This window comes from Pirellulaceae bacterium (assembly GCA_029243025.1).
GTDB lineage: Bacteria > Planctomycetota > Planctomycetia > Pirellulales > Pirellulaceae.
On the sequence record JAQWSU010000015.1, the window covers coordinates 32,794 to 53,693 of the forward strand.

Below are 20,900 nucleotides of genomic sequence, written 5' to 3' on the forward strand. Positions count from 1 at the left end.
CGTTGGAGCCGTTTGGGAACGAACCAGTTGCCGAACCGCATTAGAAGACTCCATAGTAACCACTCTTGACGACATGCAATCCGTGTTCGTCGGCATAGTAGTCGAACCCTACATCAAACAATAGATGGTCAAGCTCCGATCGATGTTGAGCGACCCATTCCCGAGTTTCTGTCGGGTAAGAAAACTGGTCGAGGAAGAACGAGAGTTGCGAGACGTCAACACCGGAAAAGTAGATCGTGTCGCAGCCTTCCTTGTTGGCGATGCAGATCGTATGGCATGCTCGCAAAGCCGGGTGCAGAATCTGGTCGATATTGGAATTTCCCGTCGCCAAATGTGCGGAACAACCAATTTTCTCTGCAACTTGACGAAGCTGGCGTTTGGCGTCGAAGAAGAAATAGAGGTTCTTCAACGATAGTTGATGCGCCCGCTGCTCGTAGGCGATACCTGACGATACGGTACTTCCTGGGTTTCCGATGTAAACCTGAATGTCATCCAGACTTCTTCGCCCGGAGATGAGCTGATCGTCCACGTCCAGTGAGAACATGAAGTAGGGGATCTCTTCATTGGGTTGGAGATCGCAGCGAACAATCGGGCGAATGGCGTCCAGCACGCGGGTGATCGAAACATCTCGCTCCCTTCGCTGATAGTCGTAGAAATAGAACTCCCATTGCGTTTGGCCATTAACTTGCTTGGTTCCCCAAACGGTTCGAAACATTCCGATCGCTGTGCGAATCTGTTGGACCAGTTCGTAGGCGCGTTCGTTGATTTGCGCGAGGTGGAACGAATGGAACAGCAAGCTCACCGGCCGTAATTTGCCCTCGGTCTTGGCAATCGGATTGTAAGGCCACCAGCAATAGTTGAAGTACTTATCGTCGGCTGCCGTGAACTCGATTGCAGCTTGTGTCATTCTGAAGATCCTACGGTCGTGGTCGGTTTGTGGTATTCGACACCATAGTAGATGTTGAAGAAATCAAGACCTTCTCGATGGATCCCTCCGGCTAAATGCCCAAATGGCTGCAGTTGGATAGTATCGTACAGTTGGCGGAAATTGCGATCTGGAATCTGATGCCGGGCAAACATTGCCGCGAGGGGTTGCCGAACGTCCTTTATTTGCAGCTCGGCGTCGTACAGATTCAGATCGAACGACCGACGTTGATTTTGGTCTTCCGTCACCTCCAAATAACGAAATTGCGTCGCCGGATTGCGGTCTTTCGCAAGGCTGAGGATCGCACCTACCTGCTGCAGCGCATCGTTTTGGGGTTCGTTATAGAGGTCGGCGATACGACTCTGAATCCCGTCAACGGTTAGCTTTGGAAACCAACGATAGCTGGTCACAATTTTCCGCTCTGGCTTCTGGCTGTCCCATTTGAAAGCGATGTAGAGTAGTCGCGGGTCCGCGTTAACCTGTGGTGGCATGGCAAATTCAAGGTACACCTTGTAAAGGTCAGCCTCGCCTCGCCTTTCGTATCCAAGATGCACAAACGGAGCGATCGAAAGCCGTTCCCCCAGCTTTGCCAGTAGGGTGCTAGGCATCCGCATTCTGCGACAAATGTCCATGATTGTTTGATTCGGGCGTTTACGAATCAACCGCTTGTTGAGAGTGACCAAGAAACGATCCGTTTCGAGCGACCCATGACAGATGCGGAATGATCTTTCTGTACTGTGTTTCAGGCCAAGCTCTTGGATAAGTTGGAGTACGCCACGGCTTCGATCGTTCTCATGGAAGGGGACCGTCTTTCCTGGTGAATGCGAGTCTTCGTTGGCCGATTCGACAGGGATTCGAGCGTCGTTAGAGATCCCTCGATCGTTGAGCGGTGATAGCAGGTCACGCTCCCAACCGAACTTTTCGATGTAGGCCGTCGTCAAGCCAAGACATTTGGTGGAGTGACAGGAATCACGATGAACGCATTGATGGAAGCCGTTGCGGTGAAATTCCTTCCAGAAAGAAGGATCGATGATGAGCTTTGGCTGGTCGTTGTCTAACCCGTTTCGATGATCTCCCAATAAGCACTCGGGGAAGTTCTTGATTTCCACAGCGCGTCCGAGGGCCTGCGCCCGAGCGCTTGCATCCACCAAGTAGGGGAGAATTTCTGCATGGGACACGATGAGGTCTTTTTCATCCGTGTCGTTCATCGGCCAGTAATTCCAGAAGTCCATCTGAACGAGTCGCTGGAGATGCGAAAGTCGACTGACGACTTGAGGCAGCTGCCGGTAGCTAAGTCGGGTGATGACGGTATTTGTGAACGTGACGACGTTCTCGAACTCTTCCAGATTTTCCAGACCCTGTATTGTTTTGGCGAAAGAGCCTGGCACATCGGTGATTCCGTCATGGGTGGCGGCGTCCGCCGCAGCGACACTTACGAAGAACTCGTTGACACCTGCATCGACGAGTTCTCGGCAATAGTCTCGGTTAGTCAGCCGCATTCCATGCGTCTGAATTCGCACATGATCGAATCCGTGCTCACGTGCGCGTCGAGCGAGTTTCGGAAGATCGTTCCGCAGGGTGACCTCAGACCCGGTGAAGACGATCCCTTTCCAGAGATGTTCACGGTGGTTTGTCTGGATAAGCTTTTCGAACTTTTCGTCAGATTCAGGCTCGAGACGGTCCATTGTCTCTTCGATCATGCAGTGTTCACACCGCAAGTTGCATCGGAAGTGCATTGTTACTTCAACATATTGATCGTGGTTGAAGTACCCCATCACTGGTTCTCGAGGCCAAACTAACCGAATAACAGCGACCCAAGGTCAGTCGCGAAGACACTAGCCTACGATACACGAGGTTGTTCTCGGGTCAATACCTGACGAACCCAAGCGAAGGACACCGAGGGCTTAACGCATGGCGATTGTCGCCGCGTTCGATCGAGCTTCGCTCTCACATTTTTTTCGCAGTCAGTAGGAAAAATGGCATTTCAAGATCGATCCACTCGACGGTGATATCGACCATACCCATCTCGGAGAGTTGCGTTTGGTAGATCTCTGGTGCGCGAAACGCACGAAAGAAGAGTAACATCGGGACTTGAGGAAATCGATGCAATTCTGACGCGTGAATCGGTCCTCGTTCGAAGATTAGCAGTGTGCCTCCCGGTTCGAGTACCTGAGCTGCTTTCGACAAGATTCGATAGGTCATAGATTCAGGCCAATCGTGAAGCATCGACTTGAACACGATCGAATCGAAACCTCTCGGCAACGCATCATCAACCGCGGAGCCTTTCATGAAGGTAATTCTGTCCGCCTCAGGTTGCTGCAGAAGATGCTCTTGGCCAACGACGCAGACCACCGGCAAGTCGAAGACTGTGCCTTGCAGTTGGGCATGTTGCTTACAGACCTGCAGGAGGAATTCTCCGCTATTCCCTCCAACGTCAAGCATTCGCTGATGTTGGCTGAAGTCGTAGAGGCACATGGCGAATGCCGATTCGTATCGTGTGAGCGTCGACGTGAAATGCATCCAACGCTTCGTCGCTGCGTAATTTTCGGGAGTCAACTTGAGGCATCGCTGGTAATCGAATAGACGAAAGACTCGAGATTGCTCCATGAATTGTGCTGGGTTGGCGATTAACGAGGTAAACAGATCGGCCAAATCGGGCGTCACTAGAATCGCGAAATCCAGCTTTGCTTGAAGTAAGTCTCGGTATTGCAACGCATGAGCAAAGGGTTCGGTGAGTCGAATTCGCTCTCCAGATGATTCGATGACCTGATTGACGGTGAGCAAATTGAGTAGCATGTCGAAGCCTTGGCGATCGAACTCGAAAGACTCGTACAGCGCACTGTGATCGACGCCGTCACTCCCAACGAGTCGATCGATTACCCTTAGGTCGAACGCAGTCTTCAAGCTTGTAGCACCGACCAGGTTCTGTAGAAAACGATCGACACAAAGATATCTCGCCAGTTCATTTGTAGAACGATCGTCCATTTATTGCTTCTCGCTATCTACACCATCAGGCGATCCGCGACAGGGTTGGTCTCGATATTGACAAGGTTCAAATCAATCAACGAAATTTATTGTCGCTCGGTTGAGCGAACTGCATACGCTCTTGGGAGAACTCTACTATGGATTCTACCGACTTGGTAGGTGTCAGGATGGTAAAAGAGCCGTGAAGGATGTCGACAACGCAAGGGCGTTGTTCGCCTGGTCGGTTGACCTCAGAAGGCACGATGGATTCTCTGTCACGTCGGGAATTCTTCAATACCTTCGGCGGAAGATTCAACCTGGTATATTTCCATCGTTCACTGCATTTGGCGACAATTTGGTCAGTTTCAAAAAAAGCGCCTCGTTGTATCCCAAGAAACAAGAATCAAATGCAATCATGTCGAGGTGTTGCTAATTGTTGGCCGAAGGTGTGGGTTCGCTTTCATGCTGCGGAAGGTATCACCGTGTGAGTTGAAGGTGATCGCCTAGCTGCATTGGTGAGCAGTGTAAAGGGATCGGGATCTGTAAACTGCCTTGAAAACCCAGCTAATGTTCAAGCGTCCTTGGGGGGCAACGGCAAAGAGTGCCAAGAGGTGGGTTGTTGAAGTTTATCTCAATCAAGCCGCATCATGAACTTCAGATGTTTACCGCTTTGGATAGTGCTCCGGCGGGTGAATCGCCGTTCCCGCTTTTCACGAGTCTCAGCAGATAAATGAATAGGGCGATAGAAAAACAGAGTGAGATGAGACCCGTCAACGCCCAAGCGACGCCGAAAATTAAGAGGCCGAAGGGGAGGGTGCCGTCGGGTTTGGATTGGAACCATTCTGCGGGTGCAAGCGAGGCAACTGGAACAAGGACGAGTGCGAGACCCATTCCCCACGACACGAAACCCACTAACAACGCCAATCCGATCGCCCTTAAGAGCTTGGAGAAGAAAATCATGCCTTGCACCTTGCCATCAAATGAACGTTGTGAAGGTTTAATGTCGACAGAAAAAGCTTACCTCAGGAAATCCTGCCGTCAGAATTCAATCGGGAAATGCCGATAATTCAAATGATTCACTTGGTCTGCTTGAAACGGAGCGATCAGCGAGTAATCGCAAAGGTTGTTGCGCCTTTTGATCGTTTGCCTCGAGGTAAAGCATTCATGGATTCGCCTTCCTGAGGTACCGATGAAAAGCACGAATCACAGCGGTTTATTCTTGGGTCCGTTTCTTGATCGTTGCATCGGGTTGCACGAATTTGTTTCAGCGACACAATCACGGTTGAGAGCGGTTTGGGATAATTGCAAACGGATAGCACGATGAGTGGTCGCGACCGATTGAAACCGGAATCCTGGCTGTGGCATTTGCTGGGGTTGGTCAATCCATTGATTGTGATTTCCAGCAATCTCGTTGGAGGCTATTGGGTGGCGACGGGGGTGATTTATATGCTCGTGCTCGGGCCTCTGTTCGATCTTCTGTTAGGCCGCGCTAAACGAGCAAGGCCTGCTCGGGAATCGGGGCGTCCGTTCGAGTTGCTGCTTGTTGTTCACGCTATGCTTCAATTTGTGGTTTTGCTAACCCTGCTGTATCGAGCATCGATGGATGGTTCAGCTTGGACGACTTGGGTTGCAGCGCTGAGTACAGGACTTTGCTCTGGTGCATCTGGCATCATAGTTGCCCATGAACTGGGTCACAAAAAACCGGGCTCGCTTTTGTGGTGGGTGGGGCGATTCAATTTGCTGGGCGTCCTCTATTTGCATTTCACGACGGAGCACAATTTCACTCATCATAAGCATGTGTCGACCGTTGCAGATCCCGCCACAGCTCGCTATGGCGAGTCACTTTGGGGATTCGTTGTTCGTACCATCCCGGGGCAATTCCAGGACGCTGTGGAGATTCATAACCGAAAAGATCGGACCGGCTTGGACAATCCTGTTTATCGAGGGTTGTTGCTGCAAATTCTTTTGGTGTTTGGAATCTATGCGACCGCTGGATTATGGGTGAGTGCGGCTTTTGTGATGCAGGCCGCGTTTGCGATCTTCTTACTGGAGTACATTAATTATATCCGGCACTACGGACTTCACCGAGCGGTGGGTGAGCAGCTGAGCGAGATGCATTCGTGGCAGTCCGAGGAACGTTGGTCACGGTGGACATTGCTGGAACTCACGAGGCACCCGGCCCACCATTTAAAGGCGGCCGAACCCTTTTGGAGATTAGGACCGTACGAGACGGCTCCCAGGTTACCCAGCGGCTACTACGGAATGTTTTGGATTGCGGTGATTCCACCTTTGTGGAAACGTCTGGTTCATCCGCGACTCCCGACGTAGTTGAGTTGACTTGGTGAATGGGGAAATGCGGCAACCGATACCGGTTGGTCTTTGCGCGTACGCGACGACCGTCCTAGTGCATGGACCACTGCATCGGGGCGTAGAGCGAGAAGGCCGCGTGGGCGGCCTGCATGGCAAAGACGGCGGTTGCCGCGATCCGCAGCCGTTTCTTTCCAATTGTTCCCAATTCGGTTTGCCTCGATTCAAGCGAAGCCAGGCACCAACCGATTGCGAGTAGGATGAGCGGATCGAAGTACCGCTGGAAGGCATGTGAATTGACGGTGTACGCGGACAGAAACGAGACCGTAAATCCAGCCATGAGCCAGGCGGTGCGGGCGCGATCCGCGGCGACCAGAATGCCGAAAAGGATTCCCGCGCAACAGCCGCCGACGGTGCTTCCGGCGACGATCAGGCTGTTGCGATCGAAGAACGTTGGGCTGCGGCCCGCGATACCCCAAACCCAACCCACGCTCCGGCCGTGCTCCCAACCGGTGACCGACTCGAACAGCAGGCCTGCCAGGAGGCCAACCAGCAGTCCGATCAGGGCGGCGTGTCGCACGCGGCGGTTGTGGAGCCAGCACGGCAACAGCACGAGGATTGCAGGCGATGCGTAGACCGCAAGCACGGAGAGCACTCCAGGCGTCAGACCGAAATTCAGGTCGCCCGCATGCGTCGCGCCACCATTTCCGCCAACCTGGAATTTCGGTGGAACAAGCCCACCCCACAGGCTGACGAAGCTGGCAATCATCGCGACGGCCGCGCTTGTTGCGACGGCGAAAATCATGGCGGGACCAAGACCGCGATGCGACGGTTGAAGCGGATCTGCAAAGGGAAGGCGCCGTCGAACGGGTTCCCACTGAAAGAGGAAGCCGAGGAGGGCGACGCCTGAGACCCAGATGTTGATTTGCCGCACGAACACCGAGCACACCAATGCGAGGCCGGAACGGGTCGCTTGAGGTATTCCTGCGACGCAGAAGAGAGTTGAACCAAGGGTGATAGCGATGAGTGCGAACGACAGATTGTCGGTCATGACCCAGATCGCGTTGCTGAGAACGTATGGAGACCCAGCGAGCGGCAGTACGCAGGCAAGGGCGGTCCAGGGGGAGGCCACCCGCGCGGCATTTATGTAGGCAACGATTAGAAAGGCCACGCCAAAGAAGCAGGAGCAGACCTGCAGCATCGTCTCGGAGGGGCCGAACGCCCGCACCACCAACGCCAATAATAGGTGTGTACCGGGCGTAGTTGCGCTTCTGTAATCCGAAAGATCCACCGCCGGTAGTGTTGCTGCGAACTCGAGGACCACAGGGATATGGTAGTAGTAGTGGTCGATGATCCGTTCTGGGCGGTTGTGATCGAACCCTATCAGTACCGGAACGAGTGTCGCCGCGAGGAAAAGAAGCAGCAGAATCGGTAATGCTATGAGCCGCCCCGGACTTTTCGATGCCTTCATGTTGCACCATCTTCAACGTGTACGGCAAAGCTCAGGGATCCATCACTTGGATTGCTGAAGGCCGTGGGATTGCGGAGCAAAGTTTCCTCTATCCGAGAAATATCCATGCGTGCCAGATCACAACGAGTACCTAGTCTATCAGATAGGATGAGATTCAACGTGGGAACAATCAAAAGCACTAGTTTAATCAGCAAATCTAACGTTGTGAACAAGGATCGCTTGTTGTATTTTGCCAACGTCCCATCATTTTCCAGCAATTGGTAGGCTGACTGTTCGCACGTTTTAACAGGCACGCAACGTACAGCAGAATTTTGCCTGCGAGCTGTCCATCATCCGATTGTGCCACTTGAATAGTGGCCGATCATGAACCCGTTTCCTCACAACGACAAGTTTTTTCATCAAGAGCCTCAGACTTCTCGCATTAGACCTTGGAGTTCGTTTGTCGCTGCCGCCCGGAGTCGTGTGTTCGTTTATCGGATTGTTGACTGAAGATAAGTCGGCGTATCGGTCGTGAATACCGATTATCCTGTTTCTGGTTTATCTCAGTGGCGAACGGCTGATCGTCCTCCGCCAAAGGCTTGCGCGAAACGTGATACCGACCATCGATCAGTGATGCATTGTCAATGCAGATTCGATTCGGCATGGACGTGAAATTCAAATGAATGATCAGGTCCCCTTTGAACTGCTTAGACTTGCTTTTTTCTCAGCGCTTCATTCCACAGAAAGCTTGCTCTGTTTTGGCAAAGTGTTTTGGGAACTGGTTGGGGGGGGTAGCGTTCTTACCACTGAATGATTTTCGATTCGCTTTTGTCTCTTGATCAAGCATTTCTTAGGTGAGCTGGACTTATCTTGTTGGGGCGTGTTCTTCACTTTTTTTTCTTGATTGTGTTTCGCTGCCGGACGCCAGGTTTCGATTCTTGTGAGGTCGAACAATGGCCGCGTGAAACGGTGCATCAAACCCTTTGAATGAAGGGAGTGCCGCCTCTCTCCATTGGGGGGGCAACCATTCAGCAAAAGGCTTCATTTTCAAATGACGTTTTGCTTGGCAAATTCTACAAAATCTTCTACACCGTAGGGGTCGGGATGCTGCTTGACGGTTTCGGTAGGACACAGGGAATAGCGCATCAGGCAAAGAGCAAAGAGCAAAGAGCAAAGAGCAAAGAGCAAAGAGCAAAGAGCAAAGAGCAAAGAGAGCAAAGAGTGCAAAGAGTGCAAAGAGTGCAAAGAGTGCGAAGAGTGCGAAGACGACTCATAACACAGAATGCTATTTCAGAGAATTTGCGGGAGAAGTGAGAGCCATGAGATTTTGTTTGTCGGTCTTGATGGTTGTTGGCCTTTGGGGTTTTGGAAGTTTTGCAGATGCATCGATTCTTCTGGGTGATTTCACGGTGTATGGAAAGCAGTCGGTCGCTTTCGCCGGTCGAACTCAGGCTGAGTTGACGCTGATTGCCGATGCGGCTGATCCAAACACGGCCAGGTTAGATAATCTGCAAGCTGATCTTGGTGATTGGGCCGATATTTCTCCCGACGAGATTTCTGTTGTCGGATATGATCAGCTTTCGATCACGGCAGATGGGCTCTGGATGCACACGCCTTCGTTGAGTCCGAACGGCACTGGACCAGGGGGCCGCGACAATAACTCCAGAACGACCGCGGCGGCTTATCAGTTATTTGGGATCAGTGGAATGGCGGCCGAATTGAACACGTTGGTCGGTGTTTTTCTTTCGGATGATCTGCCTGATCCAAATAATTTACCCCCGCTGCTCAGCGCTCTTAATGGAGATGACATGTGGGATCCTCTCCTCGGGCAGACGTTTGCAATTGGCGAGATGCTGTCGAATATTGTGATTCCCGACAATGCCAGCCGACTTTTTCTTGGAATGCATGATGGGAGAGAGTGGATCAACAATACGGGTTCGGTGACTGCCACGATCACAGCTGTACCAGGCCCCCCGTCGCCGCCGCACCCAGTGATTGTACCAGAGCCGTCGACCTTTGTTGTTTGGTCGCTGATTGGTATTTGCGGGCTCGTTGGCTGCAAAAGGTTGCGATGAAAGTTTGGTATCGACTCGTCCGAAATCAACTCAGGGGGTGCCGGGCGAATCCTTGCCCGGGCTAAATTCGAAGCAAGGTTGCGAATTGTTGCAACGGAAACGGTTTGCGAGGTCGTGGCGAGCGCAAACGTTCCGAATCTGTAAATCAAGTTAAGCGCCACTCATTTCTGAGGCTTCAGTTTTTTCAAAATCGACTTGTGCGAGATAAGTGGACCCAACTCAGCCCAGCTCCAATGGCCGAGCCACCTCGTTCGACCGCTTATATTCGCTCTCTTCTGGGAAGAGCTTCAGCGAATCCGTCCTATTCGTGATACCATCCGGTGCCGGGCCACAGCAGGCGAAGATGACGTCTGCATTCAATGGTCTAGCCTCGATGCTCAGTGCCGAACGGAATTCGGTGACTCGATGGTTAGCCAGCGTTCCTGGTTGAGCATCGGGGTCGGAGCCGAACCGCCGCTCTTGCCAACTGGATGGTAACTTGGGAAGCTGACGGCGTTGGCGTGGCGAAGAGCGAACCGTAGAGGAGCGACGGAAATGTCCACTTTTGTGCTGAGGGGAATTTTACTTTCGCTTGTGACGATAGGAATCGCACAGGGCGAGACAATTGTGGTTGCGCCACACGGAGCGGATGATGCTCTCGGTTCAGACGAAAGGCCGTTGCGGACGATTTCGGCGGCTGCGGAACGAGCGATGCCAGGTGATACAATTCTTGTCCGTGCCGGCATCTATCGGGAGCGGGTAACGCCACCCCGTGGGGGAACAGCGGGCAAGCCGATTACCTACCGTGGGGAGAAGCTCGGCAAGGTACTGCTTCGCGGATCGACCGTGTGGAAGCCCGCCTGGCAGAGTCACAAGGCCGGAATTGTGTTTGCGACTCCAGAAGAAGATTTCTTCAACGACGACGTTTACGTCGATCATGCCAATCCGTTCCTGGTCGAACTTGCCTCGACGCCGTACGAACGTGACGGGAAGCCTGAGTCACAACGCTACGATCGGGGCGATCCAAAACTTACCTACACTTGTGGGCAGGTGATCGTTAATGGAAAGCCTTGGCAGCAACGCCCTTTTCTCAGCGAAGTTGAGACTCGGCCTGGCACTTGGACATTCGTGGCGGCCAAAGAGGACGCAAGGGGAAGAATCTACGTCAATTTTGGCAACCTCGATCCGCTTCAGCAGCAGGTGGAGATCAGCACGCGCCGACGCATCTTTGCGCCTCATGTGCGTGGGCTTGGGTTCATCCATGTCGAGGGCTTCGTGATGGAGCACTGTGGAAATCAGTACCCGACCAATTTCTGGAATACTCCTGAGTGGTCCCAGTCCGGAGCATTTGGATTGCGTGGCGGCCACCACTGGATCGTCCGAAATAATGTGTTTCGCTATGCGAATACTGTTGCACTCGATCTTGGTGCTGGTGGCGGTGATAACGAGCGTGAGCGGGAGCAAATTGGTGGAGCTCCTTTTGGCGATCATAACTTGATTGAGGAAAACTGGTTTCTTGATAACGGTTCGGCGGCCATCATCGGCTCCGGCAGCCAACGTGTCGTTGTTCGAGGTAACGTCATTCTGCGAAACAACACCCTTCATTTTAATGGCCCGAAACGCTACGAGCACGCGGGTATTAAGTTCCACTTTGTTCAAGATGGATTGATCGAGGGTAACTACGTCGCCGACAACCCGTTGTCGGAGGGGATCTGGCTTGATAACCAATTTCCGGGAACGCGCGTGACTCGCAATGTTGTCGTAAACAACGGTGCGCGGGGCATCTTTCTTGAGATGAGTGACTATAAATTTGACACCGTTCTGGTCGATCACAACATTTCTGTAGGTAATCGTGGAATTCAGTTTTACGTGCATGATGCGTCTGGCTCGACCGTCATGCACAACTTATTCGCAAACAGTCCGGCGGATGCCAAGTACGGGCAGGGCGCTTACATCTACCAGGTGACTGCTCGTACCAAGACCGGGTACCATTCGATATACAATAATTTATTCGTGAACCATAAGGTGATGCTCGATATCAATTACCCTTCGCATCGGAGCGGTCCGCAGCGCCTGGACCACAATATTTACGATGCGACGCCTAAAGATCGACTGTTTATCATTAACAGCGCCTCGGATCGACCCTCTCCGTGGAAACCAAAGGAATTCTTTGCGCTCATCCAGCGCGAAATCGACTCGGATGGCCCGCAACCGCTGCAGGGTGGCTCGAAGGTCGCGCTTACACTCGATGAATGGCGCAAATTCTGGGCTGTCCATGGTCTGCAGAATGATCGCGATAGTGTCTTAATCGAGGGAATGAAGGTCTCTTACGACCAATCGTTATTGGAGCTTCGAGTGACTCTCCCGTTTGATCCAAAGACGGTTGGTTCAACCAGCTACACACGAATGGATTACGATTTCGCGGGGCTGCCCGTGCCTCAAGATGGAAACGCCCTCCCTGGTCCGTTTCAGTCGATGGGCAAGGGGCACAACCGATTGGAAATTTGGAACGGGTTGCCGTTGTTGGCAGAGGGAGTGCTACCGTAAACTTTTGTCTGACTTCTTGCATACGGGGCAACGCTTTCAGTTTTTGAAGTGAAGATGCGGGTGACATCTGCGAACGCGAACTGGCTGCATCTGGCGTTGAACCCTTAACAATCCGGTTTTCGACAACCCTTGTTGATGTGATTAATCTTAAAATCATATTTTGAGGCAAACTATTTCTATATTTCAGTTGTTTTTCGGCCAAAACGGGGGCTTTTCATCGGGGGGGGATGGAAGCGACGGAGGAATCGTTACAATTTCTGGTGGTTTAACAACAGTAGTTGCCTGCGTATTCATCCTTGTTGCACTTTTTAACGGAGATGCTCAAGAAGATGAGGTGGTTTATCTTAGCGGCTTTGATTTTCACGACGTTCGTTGGAGTTAAGCCACTTGATGCATCCATTGTTGTTGGCAACTTGGTCGTTAATGCAAAACAGGCGGTAGTTTTTGCCGGTCGAACGGAAGTAGAACTTAGTGACATCATGACAGCTTCGGAGTCGAGTCTTAAAGGGCGAGCAAAGGCAGTAAGCGATATTGCTGAGTTTGCTGATACCTCGCCGAATGCGATTTCGATTACCGGCTTTGACACTCTGTCGATCACCGCCACGGGCCTTTGGACCAATACGGGGACCCTGGAGAACAATGGCATGGGCCCTTCCGGCAGTACGGGGGCGTTCAAGACGACGAAGGAGGCCTATCGCGTATTTGGTATCAGCGGTATTTCGGCTCCACTTAACACGCTGGTGGGCGTTTTTCTTTCAAATGACCTACCCGATCCTGATAGCTTGCCGTCGATACTCAGCACCTCAGCTTCTGAACACGACATGACGAGTCCTTTGTTGAATCAGGCATTTGCGATCGGCGACGCTCTATCCGAGATCACTGTCCCGGAGCATGCAACGCGGCTCTTTCTTGGGGCTCACGACTCGCAGCAGTTTAAGAACAACTCGGGTACGGTAACGGCTGCAGTAACTGGCACGAAAGCTGCCACGTTAAACGCTGTCCCAGAGCCTTCTGCGATCTTGATCTGGTTAGTTTTAGGCTTGGTTGGCTACAAGAGCATGAGATTTCGATCGTTGTTCTCGGCGAACAGTTGAACCGACGAAAAGTGGATGATGCCGAGTCTAACCAGGATTGGATCGGGTTGCTCTGGCCGACAGCTTAGGGCGAGTTCATTATTCGAAGGAAGCGACTCGAACGCGTGGGGGACTCTCGTTGGAGAGGTGACGTTGGTGCTTGGAAGTGATCTGAATTGGTTTGTTATTTCTGATGTCTTAAAATTGGCAGTTTCCCGTTTCCGGTCAATTGCCCCTCAAGTAGCCAGGACAGGTTGAATCGAGCGATGTGAGAACCTTTGAAGGGATCGTGTTCGTAGTGGAGATAGATCCAACCTGCGGAGGGTGTGTCAGGTCGGCCAACCGTAACGGAGGAGTAACCGCTGCGATCTGCGTCGACAAGTCGTTTGATTGGCCATGTTTTTCCCCCGTCAAAGCTCACCCAGATCGTGACTCGCTCGCGATAGGCAGCCTTCGTATCGAGATTGCTAAAAATCAGGATGTCTTGATCGTGGGAGGGTATTCGGGTTAGGCCTGCCATGCATCCGTAAGGGCGGCCTTGGTCTCCGTCTGGTAAAGCGTCGATTATTTTGTATTCTTGCCAGGAGGCCCCGCCGTCGTGACTCCATGCCTCGCGGCGACGTCGATTGCGAGGGCGTTTTGACCAGTGGACACGGGAGTTGTAGTAGATGCGACCGTCGGCAAGTTCGACCAGTGCTGCTTCACCCGTTCCTTTTTCGGGGAATGGATCACTCGTCTTCCATGTCTTGCCGCCATCGTCACTATAAATGGCATTCGTGTACTGTTTTGGCCAGTATTCTTCTCCATCCTTCGGTCCATAATATCGCGTGGCGCGGAGAAGTCGCCCTTGATGAGGCCCGTGTGTTAAGGTGATTCCATGCTCGTTCATGTGCATCGAAGGAACATGCCCCTGGTCATCCGGTTGGATATGCGTTTGTTCCGATTGCCATGATTCGCCATCGTCCGTACTGCGATAGAGAGTGAGCGGAGCGGGCGGTTGGCGGTCCTCGACAAAGATCAGGATGTCGCCCGAATTGTTGTCGATGATTGTGCCTCCTCCGTGGTATCCGTTTTCCGATACCGATATCGGTTCTTGCCAGGTTTTTCCGCCATCGATGCTGCGACGAACGGCGACACCCGAATTGCCCCACACTGCGAGGACCGTTCCCTGGTTGGTGACGACCACGTTGGGATATCGTTGGTCGTCGAATAAGCGTTGCCTGTCGAAGGCAGGAGCTCCCAGGAAGGGCTTCAAAAATTCGTCCGCGAGAGTCGGGACCGACAGGTCAAGAGACACTAGCAAGGAAAAGGCGATGAGGCGAACCAAATGCATAACGGTTCTCTAAGAAAAGGAGGCAAGTTTAATGACCACAGCGAATGATCAGGTTTTGTTCGATCCGAAAATCTACAACAATAATCTACAACAATTTTTCGGTCTGGTGCGATGATTGGCTGGTGGAAATCTTAGGTTCAGCAATTCGCTCTAGGAATTTGACTTGTGGTTTGGACTGTTGTTTTTCATTGAAGGAAGGCCACATGGTGACCTGAATTGAGGTCGGTGAAGAGGGCGTCAACCGCGGCGGCTATGTCCGAATAGGAAGGGGGGCATGGCATTGCTGTCCATTTTGAGTGTAACCATCAAGTCCTTCGTGCCGGGTGAACGGTAGGCAGGCGCGACACTTAAGATACCTGTTAATAGATGGCAGGTTTCGAGCAGTTCGGCCAGCAGGCGGCGACTTTGGTTTTTCCCATGATGCTTTCGCGAACGCAGGGTTGGCGTGTGGATAGAAAACTGTCTGACAAATAAGGTGCCATGCATTCTCAAATTCCTCTTCCTTGTTGTGTGAATGGAGCAAAGGGATGCGAATGCCCGGATAATCTTCGCGATTTGCAAAACCTAAGGGTGCTAACTCAATAGTCGGGGACGGAAGCCAACCCTTTTTACAATCCTCGGGTTGAACACTCCAAAGCTTGTTCGATTTCGGATTTTTTTAGAAAAGGGATGATTTCATGAACGGCTCCATTGATATGGTGGTTCGGATTTATGGAAAACGTCCGCTCGGGCATCACACGGTGGCGCGTGGAGTGGCTCAAGAATGTGATTAAACAGCGGTCGGAGATTGCTGAGCGTCAGTCCAGCCGAGATTCTGAGAGCAAGCGTGAAGGCCAGGTGGTGCCGGCACAGGTCGAGTAGGCACGAAACTTGGTAGGGGGCGGGACGCTCTACGGGGTGACTGCGTGTGGAATGTCGAACTGATCCGTAAGTTACACCGATGGCTTTCTCGAACCACAGTGGTTGAACGTTAAGAAGTGGGACGAAATGAACTGCCTTTTGTTAAAAGAGCAAACAGGCGTTTGAGACGTTTTCTGAGCTAGTAGAAGATGCGCGCGAATCGACGCTTTGCGACTTCTTGACAGACGCGAACTTGTGGACCTAGAAGCGGTCTTCTTGAAGGTGCGGTCAGAAAAACTGGTCGCTGAGAAATGCTAATAAAAGGCAGTGGATACCCAACGCTCATTCGAAATCGTAACCGAAAAGCTCAATGTCTTTCCGATAGAGGTGGGCAACGCAGTCGATCGCTTCCTGGTTGTAGTATTCTTGGTAAGTTCGATACCTTGGCTTTTCCGCCGTGAAAGTGTTGTTGATCATGTTTTTCAGCAGCTTCTTGGCGGTTTTGGGACTAGCTTGCAAATTCGATTTGGCTAAGACATCGTTGCCTTTCGACTGGTTAGTGTGTGGCACCGGCGTCGGTGGGATGCCGATCTTCCTACAAACGAAATTGAAGTCGTCCTGGAGGTTTTCAAACCGGCCGACAAAGTCGACGTGTTGCTCTCCGCTGTCGGAAAAAATGTAATTGCTTTGTGGTCCCACAAACCAATTCTCATTTTTGAACACGTGATCCTGAAATACCCCCAACACGAAATCGTTAAACTCGTATCGTTCGTGGTAGTTGCGGTATTTATAGAAAGATAAGAGACGACTCCATGGATTTCGTACAAAGGAAAACTTGTAATAGGAGTCGAATATCTCTTTTGAAATGTATTTGAAATCTACGTAATCTCTCGCCTTGAGGTGTGCAAGGTGGGTTGGTCCGAGTTTCGGGTTGTCATTTTTTCGTAGTAGTAGTGGAGCTCGGATCTCCCAGGTGAGGTTCAGCTTGTCCAGGAAAACACGCTCGATGCTTTGGCCGGCGTTTTTGGGTATGTGAACGAAAATGCATTTATAATGATGGCAAAGCATTTAACCTTTTTCCTCATCAGCCGTCTAGATCGTGTCACCGACTGTTTAGGAAATTCCAAACCTCGGCTCATGAGCCTACGTTATTTTTTCTAAATGTCGGTTCTTCGCGGCACCGTTTTCGACATGAATCGGAGAAGTGCCGGAGGTTACTACCCAGCATTTGCTTGGGAAATTGTCGGGCCAGAAGGCTGGGAAGGCTCACGGTGGCAGCTCAAATCGTCTCACCGAGAAGCATTGCTGCGATTTCTCGATCTCGCAACAGATGGGGCGGCGGTTTAGTTATTAAGATTGCTAGGGGGAAATGGAATCCCCGGATTTGCAGGAAAAACCGATCGTCGTAGTCGTTTGGTCGTGAATTGCAGTACGTGAAACGGCACCGTGCTTGGCACGAGCCAGGGCCTAACTTCCAAGAGACGCTGATTTGGTTCTTCGCGCAGCGAGAATTCGCTCGGGCGTTGCCTTCAGGATCGAGTCGCGATAAGCTTCCGAAGAGCTTGATTTTACTGTTCGTCGCTGTTAACGATTCGGGGAAATCCAAGTTTCCGCTGTGAAAGGCGGCGTGCCGTGCGGTTAACGTGAGTTAGCGGACGGAAACGTAGATTGAGAACCGTAAAGCACAGTTGCAACATCTGGAGTTTTTGAATGGCCAAAATTTGTGTGGGTAACAAAGCGCCCGAATTCTCTGCAGTCACGACAGATGGCAATCGCGTGAGTCTCAACGACTTTTTAGGGGACAAGGCGCTCGTGCTGTTCTTCTATCCGCGCGATAATAGCCCCATCTGCACCAAAGAAGCATGTTCATTTCGTGATTCCTACGAACAATTTGTGCAGGCAGGAGCAGAAGTTATCGGGGTGAGTAGTGATTCGACTGACAGTCACCAGGAATTTTCCAAGCAATATCAGTTGTCGTTTCCTTTGATCAGCGACTCTGACGGGACGCTTCGAAAACAGTTTGGCGTGCCAGCGACACTGGGGTTGCTGCCGGGACGAGTGACCTACGTGATCGATAAAGATGGCATAGTTCGATTAATCTTTTCAGCTCAGTTCGCTTCCGAGGAGCATGTGCGAAAAGCGCTTCAGGCTGTTGAGACGCATTCCTGATCGGCAGCCAAAGGCAACAAGCCGCTTGCCTTCTGGGCTGTCCGATCGCAAACGCAATCCCAATCAAGGTTGCCATGCTAAGATTTGGCCGGCTTTCCGTAGACGCTGTTGAAGCTGGACGATATTCACATTCTGGACGGAAGTATTGTTATCGATGGCCATGCAGGCGGCAGTTGCCGCAGATTGACCGAGCACCATGAAGACAGGTTCCATGCGGATGGATCCGTACGCGATATGAGATGCGGAGAGACAGACAGGAACGAGCAGATTGCTGCATTCTTCAATCCGCGGACGAATTGCTCGGTAGGCAATCGGGTAGGGAGGGAATCCGCCGACCTCGACATCGCCTTCATTCCAAACACGCGCGTTTTTTACATACCGCTGAACGTGGTGTGAGTCCATGGTGTATGCGGCTAAGCCGATCGAATCCTCGACGGTACGGGCGCCTTCGCAATTGTGTTGCGTCATTACGTATTCGGCGATCATCCGTCGTGCCTCGCGAATGTAAAGCTCGTAGGGCCACCCGCCGTTGTCGGTGAACTCATCTTTGGTGAGGCCCCATTGTTTGACTTCGGTTTGAACGTTAGGGGGCACACGCGGGTCATTCGCCAGAAACCACATCAGTCCCTGCTGGTAGTCGATGTGTTCCTGGATGATGTTCTCTCGGGTTGCGTAATCACCGTCAGGATAGTCGTAGTTCATGCCGATGTTGTCGGTGGCAAATGCTCCCTTATTGTTGGTGTCGGTTTTCTGGTTTGGCATCGCCTTGGAGAGGTTTAATACGGTCCAGTGTCCTGTCTTTAGATATCGCAGAAGCAATTCGTATCGAAGCGACTCGTAAGCTTTGGGCTGAGGGAAGGGCTGGCGATTGTTGGGTGCGTTCGTGAGACACATCCGAAAGCAGTAAGCCTGCACACGATGGTCGCCGCTACCTTCTTCGCCAGGTTGACCCGGATGGATCCCCGGCAACAATCCGCTTTTGGCGTCGCCCTTCACGATGTAGGGGTCGATGGCGGTCGCGAATTGGTGATATTTTGCGTTCTCTGTCTGAACACCATTTAGACTCTCTTCGTAAACGACGTTGGCTTCGCGTCCTACGTGATAGCTGACCCCCGCCTTGGCCATCAAATCCCCTTCGTAGGTGGCGTCGATAAACATACTTGCCGCGAACCGACGACCACTTTCCATGGTGATGGCAAGTATGCGGCCGTTCTGCTTTTCGACCCCATCCGTTAGGTCGAGTCGTTCATTGAGGATCACGACAACACCTGCTTCTTGCAACATATCGTTGAAAGTCTTTTCCGCGACATGCGGTTCGAATGTCCAGGCTTCCTGATTGCCGTAGTGCTTGCCGAGGCGTTGGTAGAATTCTCGTGAAATGCCTCCGATAGCCTTCTTATTGCCGATGTCTGTGGCGCCCAGGCCGCTCGACGTCATTCCGCCTAAATGTTTGCCAGGGTGGATGATCAGCGCCGTTTTTCCCATTCGTGTTGCTTGAACGGCAGCAGTCGTTCCGGCAGAAGTGCCCCCATAAATGACCAAATCGTAGCTTTCATTGCAGCAAGACGGATGGTAATCGTCGGCGCGAAGCGGATTAACAGGAAGCCAGCAAATCAATAAGAAGATCCACGTTCCCAGTCCGGCGGATTGGTTGTCAGCTGTGTTGCTCAATGTGTTGCTCGCTTTCGGTGAATCGATTTCGGTGAATCGATTTCAAGTTTTTTTATCCTAGTTATCTTTTTCGGAATGAGCAATTACAGCGGCAATCCACGTCGCCAGGTTAGCAGTAAGCATAAGTCGTCACGGTCAGCAACTTAATAGTCTGCAACTTGATTTTTTTCACAGCAGTTGCGAAAACATTGCATCGTGAAATTTTTTCGAACAGCGATTTCGAACAGCGATTTCGAACAGCGATACGGTGTCGTAGTTGTCTCGCCGTCAACGAGCCTGCTCGTGTGTTTCGATTTCAATCAATTGGGTACGGATGAGCACGAAAAGCTCGTCATTTTCACTAGTGTACTTTAGACTGGTAGCACAAGAAGCCGTGCCGGCAGTTGAATTGGGATCCGCGTCAAGCCAAGGCTTTATTGTTCCAATCCTGTCCTTGCGCGAGGGGGTTGGGGTAAGGATGCGGTGGATTTGTGGCGGTGAAGCTGGGAATGGTTGAGGAGTGCTTGGTGGAAATCGCCTTGGAGCCGAGCGAGTTGCAATTTGCGAGATTTTGTCCACGCAGTAGGGTTGCAATAGCGAAGCGAGTTCGATGCGATACGGATCGTTGTTTCGTCGTTGTTCGAGAGAAAGAGCTACTTCTTAGAGCCTTAAGGCGTGTGATGAATTACCAGCAAATAATGAAGACTTTTGTCTGTGTTAGCTTGATGTTATGTGGAGGAAATGCAGTTGGGAGAGAGCGTTGGACTGATCGCTATGAACCACTTGTTTTTGAAGGAATGCCGTGTCGGCTGATGAAGCCGATCGACTTCGCTGCGAAGCAGAGTTTTCCAGTGATTATTTCGTTGCATGGGGCCGGCGGTACGGGGGTCGATAATATGAGGAATTTGAGGGATTGGAATCGGCAATTGGCGGAGAAGAAACGTCGTGAAGAATTTCCAGCCTATGTGGTGGCGCCTCAATCCAAAGGCATGTGGAACGTTGATCATCTGAAGAAAATAAAGTCGTTGATCAAAACACTTCCGCAAGTGGATATGAAAAGGATCTACATTATGGGGCATTCGATGGGTGGGCATGGGGCTTACATTCTCATTCAGATCGATCCGGAATATTTTGCTGCGGCTGCACCTTCGGCAGGGAGTGGGCGCACGCGGACAAAGGATTTTATTGATGCGGCGAAGATCAGTGATCTTCCCATCTGGGCCTTTCATGGTGACAAAGACAGAGTCTGTCCGATTGAAAAAGACCAAAAAGTTTTCGATGAAATCAAGGCGTTAGGCGGCAAGATGAAATTAACGACCTGGGTCGGAGACAAACACGGTGTGTCGGGGAAAATGATTGTTGGGGCCGAGAATGGAAGGACCCAATTGAGCAGCGAACGCTGTGATGCGGAAGCCGATTTTATGACATGGCTGTTTTTGCAGTCACGTTAGGTGAGGTGGAGTTCAAGACCGTTGATCGCGATATTGGTGAGTGGCCTTGGGCCGTGGGGTTTTCCGAATGTATTCTGCTGTTTCCAGGAACGCAGTCTGTGAAATAACAGGTGGTCATTCCGGTCGGCGCAAACGTT

At 51.7% G+C, this 20,900-nt stretch carries 15 protein-coding genes; 6 read left to right on the top strand and 9 right to left on the bottom strand.

Annotated features, from left to right (window positions below):
- Positions 1 to 40: 40 nt before the first annotated feature.
- The 4 genes from P8N76_06225 to P8N76_06240 form a co-directional block, all read right to left on the bottom strand.
- Positions 41 to 907 (bottom strand): hypothetical protein, encoded by an 867-nt coding sequence (locus tag P8N76_06225; protein ID MDG2381252.1) that lies wholly within the window; start codon positions 905 to 907, stop codon positions 41 to 43.
- Positions 904 to 2,661: a radical SAM protein gene (locus P8N76_06230; protein ID MDG2381253.1), complete on the bottom strand. Its 1,758-nt coding sequence runs from the start codon at positions 2,659 to 2,661 to the stop codon at positions 904 to 906. Before P8N76_06230 ends, P8N76_06225 begins: the two co-directional genes overlap by 4 nt.
- Before the next feature lie 211 nt (positions 2,662 to 2,872).
- The gene (locus P8N76_06235; GenBank protein MDG2381254.1) at positions 2,873 to 3,910 is read right to left on the bottom strand and encodes a methyltransferase; all 1,038 of its coding nucleotides are present in this window, start codon (positions 3,908 to 3,910) and stop codon (positions 2,873 to 2,875) included.
- A gap of 633 nt (positions 3,911 to 4,543) precedes the next feature.
- A complete protein-coding gene (locus P8N76_06240; GenBank protein ID MDG2381255.1) occupies positions 4,544 to 4,849 on the bottom strand; it encodes a hypothetical protein in 306 nt (101 codons plus the stop codon).
- 360 nt (positions 4,850 to 5,209) lie between these two features.
- On the opposite strand from P8N76_06240, the gene P8N76_06245 reads away from it, so the two are divergent.
- A complete protein-coding gene (locus P8N76_06245; protein MDG2381256.1) occupies positions 5,210 to 6,217 on the top strand; it encodes an alkane 1-monooxygenase in 1,008 nt (335 codons plus the stop codon).
- A 73-nt stretch (positions 6,218 to 6,290) separates the two neighbouring features.
- Here the strand turns inward: P8N76_06245 and P8N76_06250 are convergent, their stop codons facing one another.
- Complete coding sequence (locus P8N76_06250; GenBank protein MDG2381257.1) at positions 6,291 to 7,667, bottom strand: hypothetical protein; 1,377 nt, start codon at positions 7,665 to 7,667, stop codon at positions 6,291 to 6,293.
- Between the two features lie 1,298 nt (positions 7,668 to 8,965).
- Here P8N76_06250 and P8N76_06255 point away from each other — a divergent pair.
- From P8N76_06255 to P8N76_06265, 3 genes are all read left to right on the top strand, one after another.
- Positions 8,966 to 9,721, top strand: coding sequence for a hypothetical protein (locus tag P8N76_06255; protein ID MDG2381258.1), 756 nt, complete (start codon positions 8,966 to 8,968; stop codon positions 9,719 to 9,721).
- 534 nt (positions 9,722 to 10,255) lie between these two features.
- Positions 10,256 to 12,247, top strand: a complete 1,992-nt coding sequence (locus P8N76_06260; protein MDG2381259.1) for a right-handed parallel beta-helix repeat-containing protein — start codon at positions 10,256 to 10,258, stop codon at positions 12,245 to 12,247.
- A gap of 329 nt (positions 12,248 to 12,576) precedes the next feature.
- A complete protein-coding gene (locus tag P8N76_06265) occupies positions 12,577 to 13,341 on the top strand; it encodes a hypothetical protein (protein ID MDG2381260.1) in 765 nt (254 codons plus the stop codon).
- Positions 13,342 to 13,504: 163 nt separating this feature from the next.
- On the opposite strand, the gene P8N76_06270 is transcribed toward P8N76_06265, so the two are convergent.
- The 3 genes from P8N76_06270 to P8N76_06280 form a co-directional block, all read right to left on the bottom strand.
- Positions 13,505 to 14,653: a sialidase family protein gene (locus tag P8N76_06270; protein ID MDG2381261.1), complete on the bottom strand. Its 1,149-nt coding sequence runs from the start codon at positions 14,651 to 14,653 to the stop codon at positions 13,505 to 13,507.
- Positions 14,654 to 14,890: 237 nt separating this feature from the next.
- On the bottom strand, positions 14,891 to 15,139 hold the full coding sequence (locus tag P8N76_06275; protein ID MDG2381262.1) for a hypothetical protein: 249 nt from the start codon (positions 15,137 to 15,139) through the stop codon (positions 14,891 to 14,893).
- A gap of 696 nt (positions 15,140 to 15,835) precedes the next feature.
- Positions 15,836 to 16,561, bottom strand: a complete 726-nt coding sequence (locus P8N76_06280) for a sulfotransferase family 2 domain-containing protein (GenBank protein ID MDG2381263.1) — start codon at positions 16,559 to 16,561, stop codon at positions 15,836 to 15,838.
- Between the two features lie 642 nt (positions 16,562 to 17,203).
- Here P8N76_06280 and P8N76_06285 point away from each other — a divergent pair.
- Complete coding sequence (locus P8N76_06285; GenBank protein ID MDG2381264.1) at positions 17,204 to 17,662, top strand: peroxiredoxin; 459 nt, start codon at positions 17,204 to 17,206, stop codon at positions 17,660 to 17,662.
- A 63-nt stretch (positions 17,663 to 17,725) separates the two neighbouring features.
- Here P8N76_06285 and P8N76_06290 read toward each other — a convergent pair whose 3' ends face one another.
- Positions 17,726 to 19,333, bottom strand: coding sequence for an FAD-dependent oxidoreductase (locus P8N76_06290; GenBank protein MDG2381265.1), 1,608 nt, complete (start codon positions 19,331 to 19,333; stop codon positions 17,726 to 17,728).
- Between the two features lie 677 nt (positions 19,334 to 20,010).
- Here P8N76_06290 and P8N76_06295 point away from each other — a divergent pair.
- Positions 20,011 to 20,763, top strand: a complete 753-nt coding sequence (locus P8N76_06295) for a prolyl oligopeptidase family serine peptidase (protein ID MDG2381266.1) — start codon at positions 20,011 to 20,013, stop codon at positions 20,761 to 20,763.
- Positions 20,764 to 20,900: the final 137 nt, after the last annotated feature.